Origin of the sequence: Anaerococcus sp. Marseille-P3915 (assembly GCF_900258475.1) — a bacterium.
Classification (GTDB): Bacteria; Bacillota; Clostridia; order Tissierellales; family Peptoniphilaceae; genus Anaerococcus; species Anaerococcus kampingae.
Genome location: NZ_LT984887.1, coordinates 138,629 through 157,124, shown reverse-complemented (window position 1 = coordinate 157,124; position 18,496 = coordinate 138,629). Strand labels below are relative to the sequence as shown.

Genomic DNA, 18,496 nt, shown 5'->3' with positions numbered 1-18,496 from the left:
ATAATCCCCTTTTTACTTGTTTAACTCTTATATGATACGGTTTTTAGACGTTTTTTCAAGATTATTTGCCTAATTTATGCTTTCTTATTAGGTCGTTTATCTCTTCTATATCTTCTTTTCTTACCTTTGTGGATTCCCTATTTGTATTGCCATCTTTTTTGATAGCCATAACAAGGTCTCCTCTTTCTTGGTCAAAGCCCCATTTTTTAAGTTCTTTAAAGCTTACAAAGCCTGTATTTATGAGCATACCGTTATCTGCTATATAAAGCTTTGTGGTTGAATAAATTGCAAATACTAGAGCAAGAACTATCATTATGGATGCTACCATCATTGAGTTTTTGTTTGAAACCTTATAACCTTGGTATAAATTTACAATGGCTGTTACAATTAGAATGGAAAATAAAATTGCTTCCATGCTTGATATTGGTCTTTTGAAGGACTTTATATCACTCCCAAGGTGTTTTTTATCTCTTTGTTGCTTAAAAATCCTATAGATAAAAAATACAGTTATTACCCCGTATAAAATTAGTATCATATTGTCAAAACTTCCCATATATTCTCCTTTCTTTCAAAATAAAATAGGCCAAGCGACCTATTTCATCTCTTCTATGTCTTCGTATACTGATCTTTTAACTACGCCAATATAAGGAAGATTCCTATATAATTGGTTATAGTCAAGACCAAAACCTACTACAAATTCATTTGGTATCTTAAAGCCAACCCAGTCAGATTTTAAGTCAACTTCACGCCTTTCAGGTTTGTCTAAAAGTGTTATAATCTTTAAATCCTTTGGACCTCTTTGAAGTAGGTTCTCCTTAACCTTCTTTAGGGTGTAGCCAGTATCTATTATATCTTCTATAATAAGTACTTCCTTATCCTTTATATCCATGTCTAAATCCATTAAGATTTTAACATTGCCTGAAGAATAAGTATTGTCAGCATAGGATGAAACTGACATAAATTCCATCTTACATTCTACATTTAGATATTTAGCTAGCTCGCTTACAAACATCACTGATCCCTTTAGGATGCAAACTAGAATTAGTTCGTCCTTGTCTGCGTAATGTTCATTTAGAGTATTAGCTAATTTTCTTATCTTTTTGTTCAAACTTTCTTCATCAATGAGTACTTTCTCTATAAGATCATTGCTGTCAATCTTCATCATATACCTCGATTTGTAGTATTTTGCTCGTAAGGTCTGTGACCTTAAATTCTCCGCTCATCCTTAGACCTGTTATCCATATAATCTTATCATCCGATAAAATTATTGGCAGTCTATCTCTTTTAGCCCTATCTATCTTTTGGTCGATAAAAAAGTCCTTAAGCTTCTTATTAGATTTACTTCCTAAGGGGATAAACCTATCGCCATTTCGCCTAGTTCTAACTTTTAGGGGAAATTTAAGCTTATCATAATCAAAGTAAGCCTTTGATCTATCCCTTGTGTAAATCTTACTATTAATTATACTTGATTTTATGATTTTACCATCAAAGTCAATCTCATCTTCGGCGTATAAATCATAGACGCTTTCATTTTTAAAGTCCTTGGCATCTTCTAAAATATAATAGTCGTAAGACTTTCTAAATCTTAGATCATCCTTTATTATTTCCTTGCCATTGGCAAGAGTAATTAGAGATAAAAATTCATCTATATTATCTTTTGAAATATCCTTGATAGTCCCTTTTAACTTTTCAATCCCAAGTCTTATGAGCCTATTTTGGTAGGGCTTTCTTAAACTTTCAAAATCATTTTTTCTAAATTTTATTGCCCTAACTGACCTATCACATATTTTATCAAAAATCTCTCCTATAGTATCATCTATGATTGTAAGGTCATCCTTGGCAAGGTCACTTAGTCTTGCTGCTTGGTCAATAAATCTAGGATTTATCTCCTCTAGAAGAGGTATTACTTCTAGCCTTATCTTATTTCTAGTGTAGTCTGCTTCAAAATTAGTGTGGTCTATTGCGTAGGGGATGTTATTTTTACCTAAATAAGTTAAGATATCTTTCTTCTTTATATCTAGAATTGGTCTTATAATATTTCCAGACCTATAAGCCATGGCCTTTAAGCCATCTAGGCCTGTTCCCCTTACTATCCTCATAAGGACAGTTTCTGCTTGATCATCCTTATTATGAGCAACTGCAATCTTTGAATGCGGAAATTTTCCTGCTAAGCGGTTAAAAAAATCATATCTCAGCCTGCGACCTGCATCTTCTGATGAAATTTTCTCTTTCTTTGCTAAATCATCCATAGACCTTGCTTCTGAGAAAAATTTAAGGCCAAGATTTTTTGCTGTATTTCTTACAAGGTCTTCATCCTTTGCGGCCTCTTTCCTATGGAGGTGGTTAAGATGGGCAAGTACTATCTCAAAGTCAATTTCTTTTCTAAGTTTATCTAGCATATAGATTAAAAATTGACTATCTGGTCCACCGCTTGCTCCAACAATTATCGTGTCGCCTTTTTCTATTAGCTGATGTTTTCTAATAGTTTCTAAAAACCTATCTTCCATTTTCATTTGTTTCTGTATTCTCTTTGGTTTCTGTATTTTCTTGGCTTTCTACTTCATTATTAGGATCTACTCCCTGGCCTTGGTCAGGATTTGCTACTAATTCATTATTTTCTTGACCTTCTTTATTATCATTTGGGTCAATTTTATTGATTACGCCTGAATTTTCTTCCTTGACTTCAGATTTCTTGACCATACCTAGTTTTTCCTTAGCGACTTTTTCCTTAAATTGGTCAGTATTCCTATTTTCGTAGTCTTTATTTAGGCTATCGATTTCTTTTTTGACATTTTCAAGCTTTTTCTTGCTAGAAACTATATCTTGGTCGAGTTTATTCATATCAGCATTTAAATTTGAATTTAAAAAATAAAAGCCAATTACAGAAAAAATCACAAGACCAAAGGCTGTTAGCAAAAACCTCTTATTCTTCTTGCCTCTTTGCTTAAGGTAGGAATTTTTCCTAGCCTTTCTCCTATTATTCGCCATCTATTACCTCATACATGCTCTCGGCATTATTTTTCTTAGCTCCTTCTATCAGGCTTAGAACTTTTGCCTTTAAAACAGATTTACCGAAGGTTATTTCAATTATATCGCCTATTTCTACCTCGCTGCCTGGCTTTGCTATTTTATCGTTAATCTTTACTCTCTCGTTTTCACAAGCTTCTTTTGCTACTTGTCTTCTTTTAATTATTCTTGAATTCTTTAAAAATTTATCTACTCTCATAACATAACTGTACTTTTTCTTATATCTTATTCAATAATAGGTATTTAGCCAAAAATTAGTATAGTATAGGTATGAAGTACATATTTCACATCGACTGCGATGCTTTTTACGCATCCTGCGAGGAGCTTAGAAATCCAAAACTTAAAAATATTCCTATGGCTGTGGGTGGCCTTACAAATAAGTCTATCATTACGACTGCCAATTACATGGCTAGAAAATATGGCATCCACTCTGCTATGCCTGTTTTTATCGCAAGGGACCTCTGTCCTGACCTTAAGCTTGTCCCTGTTGACCATGATTATTACAGGAAAAAGTCCAGGGAGGTCTTTGGTATAATTAGGTCCTATTCTAGAATCTACGAGCAAGTTTCAATAGATGAGTCCTATATACAAATTTATTTGGATGACCCAATTTCCTTTGCCAAGGACTTACAAAAGGAAATCATAGATAAGACTGGCATTCCAATTTCCATCGGTATTTCCTATAATAAGTTTCTTGCCAAGCTCGGTTCTGACTGGAATAAGCCTTTTGGAATAAAGTATATTGATAAAGAAGAAGCTGATAAAATTTTACCAGACCTTGCTGTTGGAAAGGTCCACGGCATTGGTAAGAAAGCAGCTTCCAAGCTTAATCAAATTGGGATTTATAAGGTTTGTGACCTTCTAAAACTTGATAGGGTCTTTTTAGAAGACCTTTTTGGCAAGGGTGGGGATTATATTTACCATGTAATTAGGGGAATTGATGATAGACCGATTGAAGTTTCAAGACTTAGAAAGTCTATCGGCAAGGAGAGGACTCTAAGTAAGAATACCAATGATAAAATTCTCCTTAAATCCTATCTTAAAAAGATTGCAAGTCTCATTGAAAAAGAGATGGATGATAAGAAAATCCAAGCTAAGACCGTTTCTATCAAACTTAAAGATGAGTATTTTAAAAACAGAACCAGGTCTTATACACTTCAGGAGCCCATTTATAAGGCAAGTGATATTTACAATGAAGCGATAAGTCTTTTTGATGAGGTTTTTGAAGGTGAATATCTAAGGCTTATCGGTATTTCCCTTTCAAATTTATCGGATAGGGACATTGACCAACTTACCTTTTTATAAAAAAACCAAGTCATATCCATTTTTGTGGATGACTTGGTTTTTCTTTTATTCTTTATCTTCAAGTAATGATTCTTGTTTATCTTCTTCGGCTTCTTCTGATGAGTCTTCAGCTTTTGCGTCCTTTTTGAAGGCCGCTCTTACCTTAGCATCGATTTCTTTGGCAAATTCTGGATCATCTTCTAGCATTTTCTTTACATTTTCCCTACCTTGGCCAAGTTTTTGGTCACCGTAGGAGAACCATGATCCTGCCTTGTCTATTATATCTAAATCTACCGCAGTATCTAGGAGTACTCCTTCTTTAGAGATTCCCTTACCATACATTATATCAAATTCTACTACCTTAAATGGTGGGGCTACCTTGTTTTTAACAATTTTGACCCTTGTACGAGATCCAATTGAGTTATCTCCCTCAGTGATGGTCTTTATCCTTCTTATATCAAGTCTTACTGATGAATAGAATTTAAGGGCACGGCCGCCTGTTGTTGTCTCAGGGCTTCCAAACATTACTCCAATTTTTTCTCTTAATTGGTTAATAAAAATAACTGTAGTATTTGATTTGGCAATGATACCTGTTAGTCTTCTTAGGGCCTGGCTCATAAGTCTAGCTTGTAGACCCATATGGCTATCTCCCATTTCTCCTTCGATTTCTGCCTTTGGTACTAGAGCTGCTACAGAGTCTATTACAATTAGGCCAACCGCCCCACTTCTTACAAGACTTTCAGCTATATCAAGTCCTGCCTCACCTGTATCTGGCTGACTCATGATAAGATTGTCTATATCTACACCAAGATTTGCAGCATATTCAGCATCTAGAGCATGTTCAGCATCGACAAAGGCACAAGTATCACCAAGCTTTTGGGCTTCAGCTATTACGTGAAGGGCTAGGGTTGTCTTACCAGATGATTCTGGTCCATAGATTTCTATTACCCTACCACGTGGAAGACCACCTATACCAAGACCTATATCAAGGTTGATAGCTCCAGTTGGTATTGCTTCAATTTCAATCTTAGGAGCATCTCCCATCTTCATTACAGAACCTTTTCCGTATTTTTTCTCTATTTGCTTAAAAGCTTGGTCCAGGGCTTTTTGTTTTTCTTTATCCATATTTTCTCCTTATACATTAAATGTCTAATCGTTAGTACTATTATATACTTATTTTTTCTTTATTAAAGTTTTTTTGTAAAAAATATAGTTTTTCTAAATATTTTCTAGGTCTAGGACCTTTTTATTTTTAATTATATAGTCAAGGCCAGATATAATTGTAAGGATTACTGCTAGGTAAAATACGTATATTCCAATCATATGGGTAAATTCACTTTCTAGAAGCAAGAGGACTAAGGATACCATCTGGCTTATGGTCTTGGCCTTGCCCCATACACTTGCCGCTATGGTTATACCCATATCAGCTGCAAGAGTCCTAAAACCTGTAATTATTAGCTCTCTTGCTACAATTATTATTACTGCCCAAGCGGGAATTATTTTACTTTCTACAAGTACTATAAAGGCTGCAAGAGTTAATACCTTATCTACAAGTGGATCTACAAATTTACCGAAGTTTGTAATTAGATTTCTACTTCTTGCTAAGTGTCCATCAATGGCATCTGTTAGGGATGCTATTATGAATATTATAGCTGCTACATTATAGGATGTGCCATAGTAATAGTAAACTATGACAAAAACTGGTATTAAAAATAACCTCACCATAGTTACTTTATTTGCTATATTCATTAATCTTCCTCCAAATATGTTCTATCAACTAAGACCTTGCGAGGTTTGCTTCCTTCATAACCCCCTACAAGTCCCTTTTGCTCTAATTGATCAATTATCCTACCAGCTCTTGCATAGCCGATTTTAAGCTTTCTTTGAAGCATGGATACACTTGCTGTATTATCCTCGATAATTAGCCTTATAGCTTCATCTAAAAGCTCATCTTCATCTTCTAGCTCCTCGGTGTTGGTCTTCTCTTCTACCTTTTCAATGGCTTCTTCATTATAATCAGCTTTTGAATTATTTTTTATAAAGTCAACCACATCTAAAACTTCATCATCGGATACGAAGGCGCCTTGGATTCTTACAGGTTTCATGGCATCAGATGATAGGTAGAGCATGTCGCCCTTGCCAAGAAGTTTTTCTGCTCCTTGGGCATCTAGGATTGTCCTTGAATCTATTTGGCTTGTTACAGCAAAAGATATCCTTGATGGAATGTTGGCCTTAATTGTACCAGTTATTACATCTACTGTTGGCCTTTGGGTCGCTATAATAAGGTGTATACCGCAAGCCCTTGATTTTTGGGCAAGCCTTGTGATGTAGTCTTCTACCTCACTTGCAGCTGTCATCATTAAATCTGAAAGCTCATCTACTATAACAACTATATAAGGTAGGTTTTCCATAGATTCGTCAGTCTCGCTTGCCTTTTTATAACCCTTTATATCCCTTACATGGTGCTCTTCAAAGAGTTTATACCTTTTTTCCATCTCAGAAATCGCCCAAAACAAGGAACTTGCAGCCTTTTTAGGATCAGTTATAACAGGCATTATCAAATGAGGAATCCCATTATAAACTGATAATTCTACAACCTTTGGATCTATCAAAAGAAGTTTGACCTCATCTGGTGAATGCTTGTATAGAATAGACATGATTATAGTATTGATACAAACAGATTTACCTGATCCTGTAGCACCTGATACCAAAAGATGGGGCATCTTCTCAATTGCTGATACAATTACCTCACCAGATATGGACTTACCCATAGCAAAAGGTATGGCTGACTTGCTTTTAATAAAGCTTGCTGATGAAATTATCTCCTTAAATCCAACCATTTCCTTTGTATCATTTGCCACCTCTATTCCTACGTGGGATTTGCCAGGTATTGGGGCTTCTATCCTTATGCCTGATGTTGCAAGGGATAGGGACAGGTCATCTGCAAGATTTACAATTTTTGAAACCTTGACCCCTCTTTGTGGTTTTAGTTCATAGCAGGTTACTGTTGGTCCCACATCTATTTGGACAACCTCTCCTTCTATGCCGAAGGATTCGAGGGTTTCTTCGATTATTTCAGCCTTTTCTCTGATTTCGTCATTATCAATTCCCTTATCCGTGTCAATATCATGTAATAAATCAACTGATGGATAAGAATAGTTTGAAAACTCTCTTTTTAAATCTTCATTAAGGTCTGCAAATTCAACCTGCTTAGACTTGTAATCATTGATTATTTCTATATTTTTAGCTTGTGGCTCTTTTTTCTGAGCCACTCTTCTTTTTACAGCTTTTCGTGGTTCTTGATCAGGATTTTTTTCAAGCCTTGGAATTTTTCTTGGTTCTTCCTTAGCTTGGATTTGCCTATCTTCTCTCTTATCAGCTAAAAACACCTTGAATTTATTATAAGTCTTTATAGTCAAGTGTTTGATTCCAAGTCCTAGAATAATAAAGCCATCCCTAATTTTGAGGAAAAATTCCCTATAGGAATATGGACTTACATTTATTATAAATGAACCTATAAGTGTTATATAAAGGATATATAGGCCAAGTGGACCGATGAAGTTTAGAATATAGAATCCTACTAATCCACCAAACCATCCACCTCCTAGGCTTTTTTTGAAGGCTGAGTATTCTACAGACCAGGCTAATTCATTTCTTACAAAGTCTTTAGAAAGGATGGCAAGGGTTAATAGAAATATTCCATAAATGAGAAGCATCCTTGATAAGTTTCGCTTAAATATTCCCTTATAAACCATGAAAAAGGATACAAATAAGCCAAGTGGAAATAATATTGAAAGTTTTCCAAAAAGCTTGGCAAATATATCGCCTATCCTATCTCCCAAAAAACCTGTGTTTGATGAGATGATAAAGATAAATAAAAATACCGCAAGTCCCATCATAACAATAGAAAAGGTCTTTAGGTTGAAATTTTTTTCTCTAATTTTTTTCTGTTTACTTTTGTTAGGGGCTCTGGAAGATGACTTCTTCCTTACCCTTCCTTGATTTTTATTTGTCATATTAACCTCATTATTATTATATAGTAATAAGGGCAAAAAATAAACTGCCCAGAGGACAGTATATTTTTTTAATTACTAGTTTTGTTCTTTTTTATCATTCTTATAAGGTGATTCATCTACTGGCCAGGCTTCAGCTTTTTCTGGCTTTTCTAAAAGGGCCTTTCTTGAAAGGTTAATTCTACCTTGTCTGTCAATTTCTGTAACCTTAACTTTTACTGTATCGCCAATAGCTAGTTCATCTTCAACCTTGCCTACTCTATGGTGGGCAATTTGTGAAATGTGTAAGAGACCTTCCTTACCGATAGCAATTTCAACAAAGGCACCAAAGTTCATAATTCTTACGACTTTTCCTTCGTATATATCTCCTGGTTTTGGATCGGTAACTATTGCCTTTATCATCTCTATAGCCTTCTTACCGCTTGCTCCATTATCACTTGCTACTGTTATATGACCATCATCTTCTGTGTCAATCTTTACACCTGTTGCATCAATAATCTTATTTATGGTCTTTCCACCAGAACCAATTACTTCACGCACCTTATCTGGGTCTATGTCTATTGTGTAAAGTCTTGGTGCATATTCTGAAAGTTCTGCTCTTGGCTTATCTATAGCTTTTTCTATGACATCAAGTATTCTAAATCTAGCATCCTTTGCATCAGCTAGAGATTGTTCAAGAACTTCTTTTGTTATACCTGATATTTTCATATCCATTTGTAGGGCTGTGATACCATCACGAGTACCTGCTACCTTAAAGTCCATATCGCCAAGGTGATCTTCTAGGCCTTGGATATCTGTAAGAATTGATATAGAATCATCTTCCTTGATTAGACCCATAGCAATACCTGCTACTGGCTTTTTGATTGGAACACCTGCATCCATTAGGGAAAGGGTTGAACCACAGATTGAAGCTTGAGAGCTTGAACCATTTGATGATAATACTTCTGATACGACTCTTATTGTGTAAGGGAAGTCTTTTTCATCTGGTAATACTGGGACAAGGGCTCTTTCAGCTAGGTGGCCGTGACCTATCTCACGTCTACCTGGTCCTCTTAATGGTCTAACATCTCCTACACAGAATGGTGGGAAATTATATTGGTGCATGTATCTTTTTTGTATATCTTCTACATTTAGGCCATCAATTATTTGACTATCTGCTGGAGAACCTAGAGTTACTACAGATAAAACTTGTGTTTGGCCTCTTTGGAATAAACCTGATCCGTGTACACGTGGAAGCACTTCAACTTCTGCAGATAGAGGCCTAATTTCAGTAAGGTCTCTGCCATCAGGTCTTATCTTATCGATTGATATCATTCTTCTTACTTCTTTTTTCATGATATCATCTATTCTTCTATGGATTTCATCTTCGCTTTCTGGATAGGCTTCAAGGAATTTCTCCTTAGCTTCTTCTTCTATCCTAAAGATGTTATCTTCTCTTTCAGTCTTATCTGTTGTTCTGATTGAGTTTTTGATTTCTTCTTCGAAGTTTTCTGAAATTAGTCTATCAAGTTCTGTCTCTTCGTGAGCTTCTACTTCTTTTTTCTCCTTACCAATGTCATCTATGATTGTTTGGATAAAGTCAGAAATATCACCTATTTCATCTAGGGCAAGTAGCATTGCTTCAAGCATCTCAGCTTCATCAAGCTCATTTGCTCCTGCTTCTACCATGTTGATTGCGCCTTTTTTACCAGCTACAGTTAACTCAAGGTCAGATTTTTTTCTATCTTCTTCTTTTGGATTTACTATTAGCTTGCCATCAACTTTTCCAACCATACAAGCCCCAACTGGTCCGTCAAATGGTATATCTGAGATACCTAGAGCAATTGATGCACCTATTGTTGTTAGTGGGTCTGGAAGGTGGTCATGGTCCATTGATAGGACTGTAGCTATAACTTGTACGTCATTGTAGTAATTTTCTGGGAAAAGTGGTCTAAGAGGCCTATCCATTTGTCTAGCGATCAAAGTTGCTCCATCGCTTGCCTTACCCTCTCTTCTTAGAAAGCCTCCAGGAATCTTTCCTACAGCGTATAGTTTTTCTTGGAAATCACAAATAAGTGGAAAAAAATCTATACCATCTCTTGGTTTTTCACTTGCTACTGCTGTTACTAGAAGGGAGGTGTCCCCACTTTTTATGTAGCATGCTCCATTGGCTTGTTCTGCAAACTTACCTATGGTTACTTCTAATTCGTATCCGTTTTTTGAAGTGTAGTTGTAATTTTTGATCATTTAATCTCCTATAAAATAAGGCGGGTTATCCCCGCCAGTAATTAACCTCTTAGTCCAAGTCTTTCAACAATTGATCTATATCTTTCGATATCATTGTCTCTTAGATAAGTAAGCATACCTCTTCTACGTCTAATCATCTTGTATAGTCCACGTCTTGAAGAGTGATCTTTTTTATTTGCTTTTAAGTGCTCAGTTAAGTCAGCTATTCTTTTTGATAGGATAGCGATTTGTACTTCTGGTGAGCCTGTGTCTTTTTCGTCTAATTGGTAGTTTTTGATTATTTCTTGTCTTTGTTCTGCGTTCATAATTTCCTCCGTATATTTGATTTGGCCTTACCGAGTATTAGTCGAGGTTTCATATACCCAGCAAAGCTAGCTATACTATTATACGCCCTATTTTTCTTTTGTAAACTTATTTTAGGTGTTTTTCTATATATTCTAAGCCTTGGGCCTTGTCTTTATCCATCTGCTCTATTAATTCTTCAGCAGAGTTAAATTTAAAATCAGGCCTGAAAAATTCTATAAATTCTACGCTTATATTTTCCCCATATATATGCTGATTAAAATCATAGATATAAGATTCTATTTTCTTATCTTGGCTGGTCTCAAAGGTTGGATTTGAGCCAATATTTGTAAGAGCATAATAATATTTATCTCTTACAAGTATTCTTGTAAGATAGACCCCATCTTTCGGTATTACATAAGGGAAGTTAAGCTCTAAATTAGCTGTTGGGAAATTTAGGGTCCTGCCTCTGTGTTTGCCATGGACTACTTCCCCTCTAATCTTGTAGTACCTTCCAAGATACTTATTAGCCTTTGAAATTTCCCCTTCTTTTACTAACTCTCTGATATGTTTTGATGAAATCTTACTATTATCATCTTCTAGTTCAAAATCAATAATTTCAGCCTTATAGGAATAGATATTTTCATATTCTCTAAGAGTGTCAATAGTTCCCTTGGCCTTGTAGCCAAAACGGTAATCACTGCCAACTATTACAACCTTTGCGTTTAATTTTTCTGCTATCACAGTTTTGATAAATTCTCTAGGGGATAATTCCATAAAGGTCTTGTCAAAATTAACCAGGCAGAAAGTTTTTATTCCTATTTCTGATAGGATTTCAATCTTATCTTCTAGGCTTGATAGGTATTTATCCTCATCTTTTACAGTCCTCTTACCATCTTCTTTAAAGAGTAAGACAGATGGGGTAAAACCGTACTTTTTAGATAAGTATATATTTTTTTCCATTAATTTTTGATGACCCAGGTGGACTCCGTCAAAATAACCTAGGGCAACCGCCTTTTTTTCAAGATCTGGCAAGTCACTATTTAAATCATATATTCTTATCTTATCTTTCATAAAATACCTTCTCCATTTTTAGGAAATTTCTACCATCTTCGCTTGCAATTTTCGCAAGGCCTATAAAATTATTGTCTATATAAATCCTAATTTCCCCATCTATTTGCTTATTTGTTAAGATTTTTTGCCCATTTATTAGATTTTCTAGATATTTTTTATCTATGTCTAGTCTTTCCAAATGGTCAAGGGCTATATCTAGGGGAATTAGTTTTTTGATTAGTTCCTCTTTTGGAATTTCTAAAATATATGCACTCTTTATCGAATCTTTTATATCAAGTTTGCCAACCCTAGATCTCTCTAGGTTTTCTACATGGGCGAAAGTCCCAAGTCTTATTCCAATATCATCTACCAAAGTCCTTATATAAGTACCCTTTGAGCAGGTAACTTCTATACTTGCCTTCGGAAAGTCAAAGGATAAGAGCTTGATGTCATAGATTTTTACCTTACGGATTTTTCTTTCTATTTCTATGCCTTCTCTGGCCAGGTCGTAAAGCTTTTTGCCAGCTACTTTTAGAGCTGAATACATAGGTGGTATTTGTTCTATTTGACCCTTAAAAGAATCCATTACTTTTATAAATTCATCTTTATTTATTGGTTTATCAGACCTTGCTGTTACTTCTCCTGCTGCATCTAGGGTATCTGTCCTAATACCAAGGATTAGGTCTGTCTTATAGACCTTATCCTTGGTCATCATATAGTCTGATACCCTGGTTGCCTTGCCAACTACTATTGGAAGGACTCCACTTGCTTCAAGGTCCAAGGTACCTGTGTGGCCTACCTTTTTCATATCTAAAGCACGCCTTACAAGGCTTACTACCCTTGCTGATGATATGCCCTTTTCTTTGTCTATGTTAAGGATTCCCTTAAGACTCATATTTCTTTTAATATCTCCAAAGCCTTCTTAGCTGCTGATTCTAAAGAATCATCAAAGATTGAAAATCCACTTGCCTTGATGTGGCCACCGCCACCATTATCTCTTGCAACTTTTGACACATCTGCAAACTTACTTCTTAAGGATACCTTGTATTCTCCATCATCATATTCTTTTACTATCATGGATATTTCTACTTCCTTTAGGTCCCTTAATTTATTTACAATTGACTCAGCATCCCCCATTTGAACATGGTATTTTTCAACTAAATCCTTGCTTGCAATAGCAAAGGCCTTTTTGTCGAAAAACTGAGCTGTAGATATAACTTCGTTATGAAATTGCATTACCTTTACTGGTTGTGATTGGTAAAGATTTCTGTAGATATATTCATAGTCTACACCTGCTGTGATGAGCTTACCAGCAACATTAAAGGTGTATTCGTTGATGTTTGCATACATAAACCTACCTGTGTCTGTGCAAAGACCTGTAAATAGTAAGGTTCCTATGGTTTCATCCATTGGTAGGTCAAGCTTATCTATGATTTCATAAGCTAGCTCACATGTAGCTGGCGCTGTGTCATAGATTAGGTTTAAATCACAATTGATTTTACCGCCTACGTGATGGTCTATTACTATAGTTTTCTTTGAAGCTCTAGCAATAGGTGTTGCACTTCCTATCCTATCAAATTCTGAGCAGTCCATTATTATGAAAAGATCATAAGAATCTCTGCTTGCTTCCTTATAATTTTCTATTTCTGGTAGGAAGAGTAGGTAATCATCTATTGTGTCTATGGCGATTACTTCAACATCCTTGCCATATAATTCTAAGGACCTTCTTAGGGCAAGGGTTGAACCCAGATTGTCTCCATCTGGGTTGACATGGCTTGCTATAGCGATTGTTTCTGCCTCATCTACCATTTTGATAAATTCTTCTAATTTATCTTTACTAATCCTGTCTATTTTCATTTGCTTTTTTATCCTTTGCGATTGTTTCTTCAATTAGCTTATTCATATAGGCACCACGCTCGATTGAGTCATCAAATTTAAACCTAAATTCAGGCATGGACCTTAATCTCATCCTCTCACCTATTAGGATTTTGATGTATCCTTTTGCTTGGTTTAGAGCCAGCATGGCATCTTCCTTGTTTTTGCTATCTCCAAGAACAGATACATAAACATCTGCATATGATAAGTCATTTGTTACTTCGACATCTGTAATTGATACCATTGCTTCAGTTGATAGTCTAGGATCAGAAAGGTCATCTCTAAGTATTTTAGAGACTTCCCTTTTGACTTCCTGTGATATCCTTGCGGTTCTTTTACTATTCATCTATTAACTTCTTTCTACTTCAACCATTTCGTAGGCTTCCATTACATCGCCTACCTTAACATCGTTAAATCTTTCAAGACCTATACCGCCTTCATAGCCACTTTGAAGTTTACTTGCATCATCTTTAAATCTCTTCATTGATGAGATTTCACCATCAAATACTACGATATTATCTCTAAGAAGTCTGATTTTAGATTTTCTTGTTACAAGGCCGTTTGTTACCATTACACCTGCAATTGTGCCTGCTCCTGGTATTTTGAAGGTTTCTCTTACTTCTGCCCTACCAAGTACATTTTCCTTAAATTCAGGTTCGAGCATACCATTTATAGCTTTTTCTACATCTTCGATTGCTTCATAGATTACGCTATAGGTTCTAATTTCAATGTTATTATCCTTTGCTCTTTCTAAGGCTCCTTGGGTTGGTCTTACATTAAATCCTATGATTATAGCATTTGATGCTTGGGCAAGGAGTATATCTGATTCGGTTATACCACCTACAGCTCCTGCTATTACAGATACTTTGACTTCTTCATTTGATAGTTTTGTTAGGGATGTGCTTACCGCATCTACAGTACCCTTTACATCTGTCTTAACTATGATGTTTAGCTCTTTTAGTTCGCCTTCAGCTATGTCTGAATACATATCTTCTAGATTTGTATTAGCCTTAGCTATTAGGCGCTCTTCACGTTTAAATTCTGCTGCCCTGTCAGCATATTCACGTGCGACTTTTTCATCAGCTACAGCATAAATCTTATCTCCAGCTTCTGCTACATCTGATAGGCCTAGGATTTGTGCAGGTATTGATGGACCAGCTTCTTTGATTGGCTTACCCTTTGAGTTAAACATTGCCCTTATTCTACCTGATGAAGATCCTGTTACTACATAATCTCCAGCATGAAGGGTTCCTTTTTGAACAAGAACTGTTGCTACTGGTCCTCTTGATTTATCAAGTTCTGCTTCGATTATGATACCTACTGCCGCCCTGTTTGGATTTGCCTTAAGCTCTCTAACTTCAGCTACTAAAAGTACCATTTCTAGAAGTTCTTTTATGCCTTGGCCAGTATGAGCTGATACTGGTACCATGATGGTATCTCCACCCCATTCTTCAGGTACAAGTCCATGTTCCATGAGTCCTTGCATAACCCTATTTTGATCTGCTGTGTCCTTATCTATTTTGTTTATTGCTACTATTATTGGAATCTCAGCAGCCTTAGCGTGGTTTATAGCCTCTATGGTCTGTGGCATTACGCCATCATCTGCTGCTACTACTAGGATTGCTACGTCTGTTGACTGAGCTCCCCTCATTCTCATTTCTGTAAAAGCTTCGTGGCCTGGTGTATCTAGGAAGGAAATTTGCTTACCATCTATATCAACGGTGTAAGCACCTATATGTTGGGTTATTCCTCCGGCCTCTCCACGTGTTACAGATGTATTTCTTATGGCATCTAGTATACTTGTCTTGCCGTGGTCAACGTGACCCATTACTGATACAACTGGTGGTCTTTCCACTAAATCTTCAGGCTTATCTTCATAATCCAGGTCGTATGATTGCTCTTCTAGGGCGTCATAAGCTTCTTCTTTAAAGATTTCCTTGCCAAAATCCATGGCTATTAGATTTGCTGTATCAAAGTCTATTTGATCATTAAGTCCTGCCATTATGCCAAGACCTATAAGTTTTCCTATTACAGAATTTGGATTTTCTCCAAGTTTATCTGCAAAAGTTTTTACATTTACAGTTTCTGGTATTTCTATTCTTGATTCATTCTTAGCTTTCATATTTTTCTCTTGCCTATTATTTTTCTTTGATTTTCTCTTCTTATTTTTCTTTTTTCTATTCTTGCCAGTTGGTCTTGCTTCTTCGTCATCTTCATTTGCTATCATCTTAGGGTCAATCTTTTTCTTTTCCCTTTTCTTCTCAACTGGTTTCTTAGCCTTAGGCTTTTGATCAATTATTTCTGCTTCTTCTGAAGAATCTTCATTTAATTCTGTAAGATATTCATTTATTAATTTGCGGTCTTCTCCGCTAATCATTGACATATGGGATTTGATATTTAGATTAAACTCTTCGTTTAAAATCTTAATCATTTCCTTTGATTCCATCCCATTTTCTTTAGCCAATTCGTATACTCTTATTTTGTCAGCCATTTAATCACCTCATTTTACTTCATAAGCTTCTAACTCCTCATAAATATCATCATCTATTTTCATTTTAAAGGCTTGGTTTAGCTTATTAGACTTTCTAAGGCCCTTTAGGCATGCTTCATCTTTGCATACATAAGCGCCTCTTCCATTTACTTTTCCACTTTCATCTATCAAGATTCCTTCTTCTTTGTTATTTACTATTCTAAGAAGGTCTTTTTTATCTTTTAGAGAACCACATACTATACATTTTCTCTGTGGTATCTTTCGAGTTTTTTTCATTTTTAACCTCAAATTGAATATTTATTATTCATTTATAAAGTTTTTAGCATAAGGCCTAGTTTTCAAGGCTTTCATCAGCCTGGTTAATATTTTCTAAAAAATCTTCCTCATCAGCCTCATCTTCATCAGATTCTTCCAAATCTGTGTTAGCTTCTTCTGTTACTATATCTTCTTCAGCATCTGCGGCAGATTCAGCTAGGCTTTCATCACTTACTTCATCATTATTTTCAGTGATTTCTTCTTCATCATTTAATCCTAAGATATCATCAATTTCTTCTTGGCTTAGGCTATCAAATTCTAACTCTGATTTTATGTCGATTTTCCAACCTGTAAGCCTTGCTGCAAGTCTAGCGTTTTGACCTTCCTTGCCTATGGCAAGTGAAAGTTGGCTATCATCTACTACTACAAGAGATTGTCTATTTTTCTCATTTATTAGGACTTTGATTATATCAGCAGGTGATAGGGCATTTGATATGAAAGTTTCTGCATCTTTTGAATAATTGATTATATCAATCTTTTCGCCTTGAAGACTTTCTACTATTGAATTTACCCTAGCTCCCTTATAGCCAATGCAGGCTCCTACAGCATCTATGGTTTCGTCATTTGAATATACAGACATCTTTGTCCTAGAGCCTGCTTCTCTTGCTATAGAGTAAATTTCTATTATACCATCAGTTATTTCAGGTACTTCTAGCTCAAAAAGTCTTACTACTAGGTTTTCGCTTGCTCTAGATAGGACTATTTGAGGATCTTTTCCGGAGTTTCTTACTTCTTTTATAAGAAATTTCATTCTCTCATTTGGAGCATAGACCTCATTAGGAACTTGCTCTTTTAGTGGAACAATTCCTTCTATCTTATCAAGGTTAACATAGACATTATATTTATCTTGTCTTTGGATAGAGCCTGTTATAAGCTCATTTTCTCTGTCTAGATAATCCCCAAATAGGGTTTCTCTTTGGGCATCTCTTATCTTTTGTATTACGATATTTCTTGCTGTTTGGGCTGCAACCCTGCCGAAGTTTTTAGGCACAAGTTTTATCCTGGCCACATCACCTATGCTAAGAGTAGGGTCTACTTCCTTTGCATCTTTTAGACTGATTTGGCTTACCTTATCTTCTACTTCATCAACTACTTCTCTTAGGGCAAATACCCCTATCTCACCCGTTTCGTGGTCTATGACTACATCAACATTTTCTTGATTGTCATAATTCTTTTGATAACTTTTTACAAGCGCCTTTTCTAGGGCTTCAAGGATTACATCTTTTTCAATATTTTTATCCTTACAAAGCTCATCAAGGGCTGCCATAAAGTCTTTGTTCATAACTTCTCCTTTTAAAATACTATCTCAATTTTAATTTCTTTGATATCAGACTTATCTATTTTAATTTCCTCGTCATCTTGACTTATAAATAAAATATTATCAGCATTGACCTCTTTTGTGAAGGCTATAAACTCGCTGCCATCTTTAAGTTTTACCTTAAGTAGCTCATTCATATTTCTAATTAGGTCTCTGTCAGTCTTTAGTGGCCTTGATAAGTCTTGAGAGGATACTTCTAAGTAGTATGAAGTAGAAATTAAATCTAGTTGATCTAGCTTCTCATCCAAAAAAGTACTTACTTTTTCACAGTCGTCTATGTTTATGCCGCTTTCATTATATATATAGAAAATCAGTCTCTTTTCATTCTTAGGTCCTATAAACTCTATATCAACGAGTTCATAGCCTAAATTTTCTATATCATCATTTAGTAATTCTTTTAATTTTTCAGTTAAATTCATACCACTCCCCCTAACATTAAAAAAAAGTGGAATTTGCGCCCCACTTCTTACTAAGATAATTATACTTTAAATCAAGATGATTTCAATATTTTAATTTATTCATTATACATAATTTATAAGACCATTAATGAATTATATTACATTATTCTATATTATTATGAAAATGATTGTAAGGTCCATTTTACAATAGACT

Annotated in this window: 19 protein-coding genes; 1 reads left to right on the top strand and 18 read right to left on the bottom strand. The window is 35.4% G+C overall.

Features of this window, described 5'->3' with window-relative positions; translation table 11 throughout:
• Positions 1–61: 61 nt before the first annotated feature.
• Genes C8269_RS00650 through C8269_RS00630 form a run of 5 tightly spaced genes read right to left on the bottom strand, consistent with a single transcriptional unit; the run spans position 62 to position 3,226 of the window.
• Positions 62–553 carry a DUF986 family protein gene (locus tag C8269_RS00650; RefSeq protein ID WP_106459967.1) on the bottom strand — a complete coding sequence of 164 codons (492 nt, stop codon included), beginning with the start codon at positions 551–553 and terminating at the stop codon, positions 62–64.
• A gap of 39 nt (positions 554–592) precedes the next feature.
• The gene (gene hpt, locus C8269_RS00645; RefSeq protein WP_106459966.1) at positions 593–1,162 is read right to left on the bottom strand and encodes a hypoxanthine phosphoribosyltransferase; all 570 of its coding nucleotides are present in this window, start codon (positions 1,160–1,162) and stop codon (positions 593–595) included.
• The gene (gene tilS, locus C8269_RS00640) at positions 1,152–2,513 is read right to left on the bottom strand and encodes a tRNA lysidine(34) synthetase TilS (RefSeq protein WP_106459965.1); all 1,362 of its coding nucleotides are present in this window, start codon (positions 2,511–2,513) and stop codon (positions 1,152–1,154) included. The genes hpt and tilS overlap by 11 nt, the downstream gene beginning before the upstream one ends.
• Positions 2,497–2,988 carry an FtsB family cell division protein gene (locus C8269_RS00635; protein WP_106459964.1) on the bottom strand — a complete coding sequence of 164 codons (492 nt, stop codon included), beginning with the start codon at positions 2,986–2,988 and terminating at the stop codon, positions 2,497–2,499. Before C8269_RS00635 ends, tilS begins: the two co-directional genes overlap by 17 nt.
• Positions 2,978–3,226 carry an RNA-binding S4 domain-containing protein gene (locus C8269_RS00630; protein ID WP_106459963.1) on the bottom strand — a complete coding sequence of 83 codons (249 nt, stop codon included), beginning with the start codon at positions 3,224–3,226 and terminating at the stop codon, positions 2,978–2,980. Before C8269_RS00630 ends, C8269_RS00635 begins: the two co-directional genes overlap by 11 nt.
• A gap of 71 nt (positions 3,227–3,297) precedes the next feature.
• On the opposite strand from C8269_RS00630, the gene C8269_RS00625 reads away from it, so the two are divergent.
• A complete protein-coding gene (locus C8269_RS00625) occupies positions 3,298–4,332 on the top strand; it encodes a DNA polymerase IV (protein ID WP_106459962.1) in 1,035 nt (344 codons plus the stop codon).
• 45 nt (positions 4,333–4,377) lie between these two features.
• Here C8269_RS00625 and recA read toward each other — a convergent pair whose 3' ends face one another.
• The 13 genes from recA to rimP form a co-directional block, all read right to left on the bottom strand.
• Positions 4,378–5,436 (bottom strand): recombinase RecA, encoded by a 1,059-nt coding sequence (gene recA / locus C8269_RS00620; protein WP_106459961.1) that lies wholly within the window; start codon positions 5,434–5,436, stop codon positions 4,378–4,380.
• A 93-nt stretch (positions 5,437–5,529) separates the two neighbouring features.
• Positions 5,530–6,060 (bottom strand): CDP-diacylglycerol--glycerol-3-phosphate 3-phosphatidyltransferase, encoded by a 531-nt coding sequence (gene pgsA, locus C8269_RS00615; protein WP_106459960.1) that lies wholly within the window; start codon positions 6,058–6,060, stop codon positions 5,530–5,532.
• Positions 6,060–8,327 carry a DNA translocase FtsK gene (locus tag C8269_RS00610; protein WP_106459959.1) on the bottom strand — a complete coding sequence of 756 codons (2,268 nt, stop codon included), beginning with the start codon at positions 8,325–8,327 and terminating at the stop codon, positions 6,060–6,062. The genes pgsA and C8269_RS00610 overlap by 1 nt, the downstream gene beginning before the upstream one ends.
• 75 nt (positions 8,328–8,402) lie before the next feature.
• Positions 8,403–10,550, bottom strand: coding sequence for a polyribonucleotide nucleotidyltransferase (locus C8269_RS00605; RefSeq protein WP_106459958.1), 2,148 nt, complete (start codon positions 10,548–10,550; stop codon positions 8,403–8,405).
• Between the two features lie 41 nt (positions 10,551–10,591).
• Positions 10,592–10,855 carry a 30S ribosomal protein S15 gene (gene rpsO, locus C8269_RS00600; protein ID WP_199792137.1) on the bottom strand — a complete coding sequence of 88 codons (264 nt, stop codon included), beginning with the start codon at positions 10,853–10,855 and terminating at the stop codon, positions 10,592–10,594.
• A gap of 106 nt (positions 10,856–10,961) precedes the next feature.
• Positions 10,962–11,906 (bottom strand): bifunctional riboflavin kinase/FAD synthetase, encoded by a 945-nt coding sequence (locus C8269_RS00595; RefSeq protein ID WP_106459956.1) that lies wholly within the window; start codon positions 11,904–11,906, stop codon positions 10,962–10,964.
• Positions 11,896–12,780, bottom strand: coding sequence for a tRNA pseudouridine(55) synthase TruB (gene truB / locus C8269_RS00590; protein ID WP_106459955.1), 885 nt, complete (start codon positions 12,778–12,780; stop codon positions 11,896–11,898). Before truB ends, C8269_RS00595 begins: the two co-directional genes overlap by 11 nt.
• Complete coding sequence (locus tag C8269_RS00585) at positions 12,777–13,742, bottom strand: DHH family phosphoesterase (protein WP_106459954.1); 966 nt, start codon at positions 13,740–13,742, stop codon at positions 12,777–12,779. The genes truB and C8269_RS00585 overlap by 4 nt, the downstream gene beginning before the upstream one ends.
• Complete coding sequence (gene rbfA / locus C8269_RS00580) at positions 13,723–14,106, bottom strand: 30S ribosome-binding factor RbfA (RefSeq protein ID WP_106459953.1); 384 nt, start codon at positions 14,104–14,106, stop codon at positions 13,723–13,725. Before rbfA ends, C8269_RS00585 begins: the two co-directional genes overlap by 20 nt.
• Positions 14,107–14,109: 3 nt before the next feature.
• Positions 14,110–16,251, bottom strand: coding sequence for a translation initiation factor IF-2 (gene infB, locus C8269_RS00575; RefSeq protein ID WP_106459952.1), 2,142 nt, complete (start codon positions 16,249–16,251; stop codon positions 14,110–14,112).
• Between the two features lie 9 nt (positions 16,252–16,260).
• Positions 16,261–16,527: an RNase P modulator RnpM gene (gene rnpM, locus C8269_RS00570; RefSeq protein ID WP_106459951.1), complete on the bottom strand. Its 267-nt coding sequence runs from the start codon at positions 16,525–16,527 to the stop codon at positions 16,261–16,263.
• 55 nt (positions 16,528–16,582) lie between these two features.
• Entirely contained in the window at positions 16,583–17,848 is a 1,266-nt protein-coding gene (gene nusA, locus C8269_RS00565; RefSeq protein WP_106459950.1) for a transcription termination factor NusA, read from the bottom strand.
• An 11-nt stretch (positions 17,849–17,859) separates the two neighbouring features.
• Positions 17,860–18,303: a ribosome maturation factor RimP gene (gene rimP / locus C8269_RS00560; protein ID WP_106459949.1), complete on the bottom strand. Its 444-nt coding sequence runs from the start codon at positions 18,301–18,303 to the stop codon at positions 17,860–17,862.
• Between the last annotated feature and the right edge of the window lie 193 nt (positions 18,304–18,496).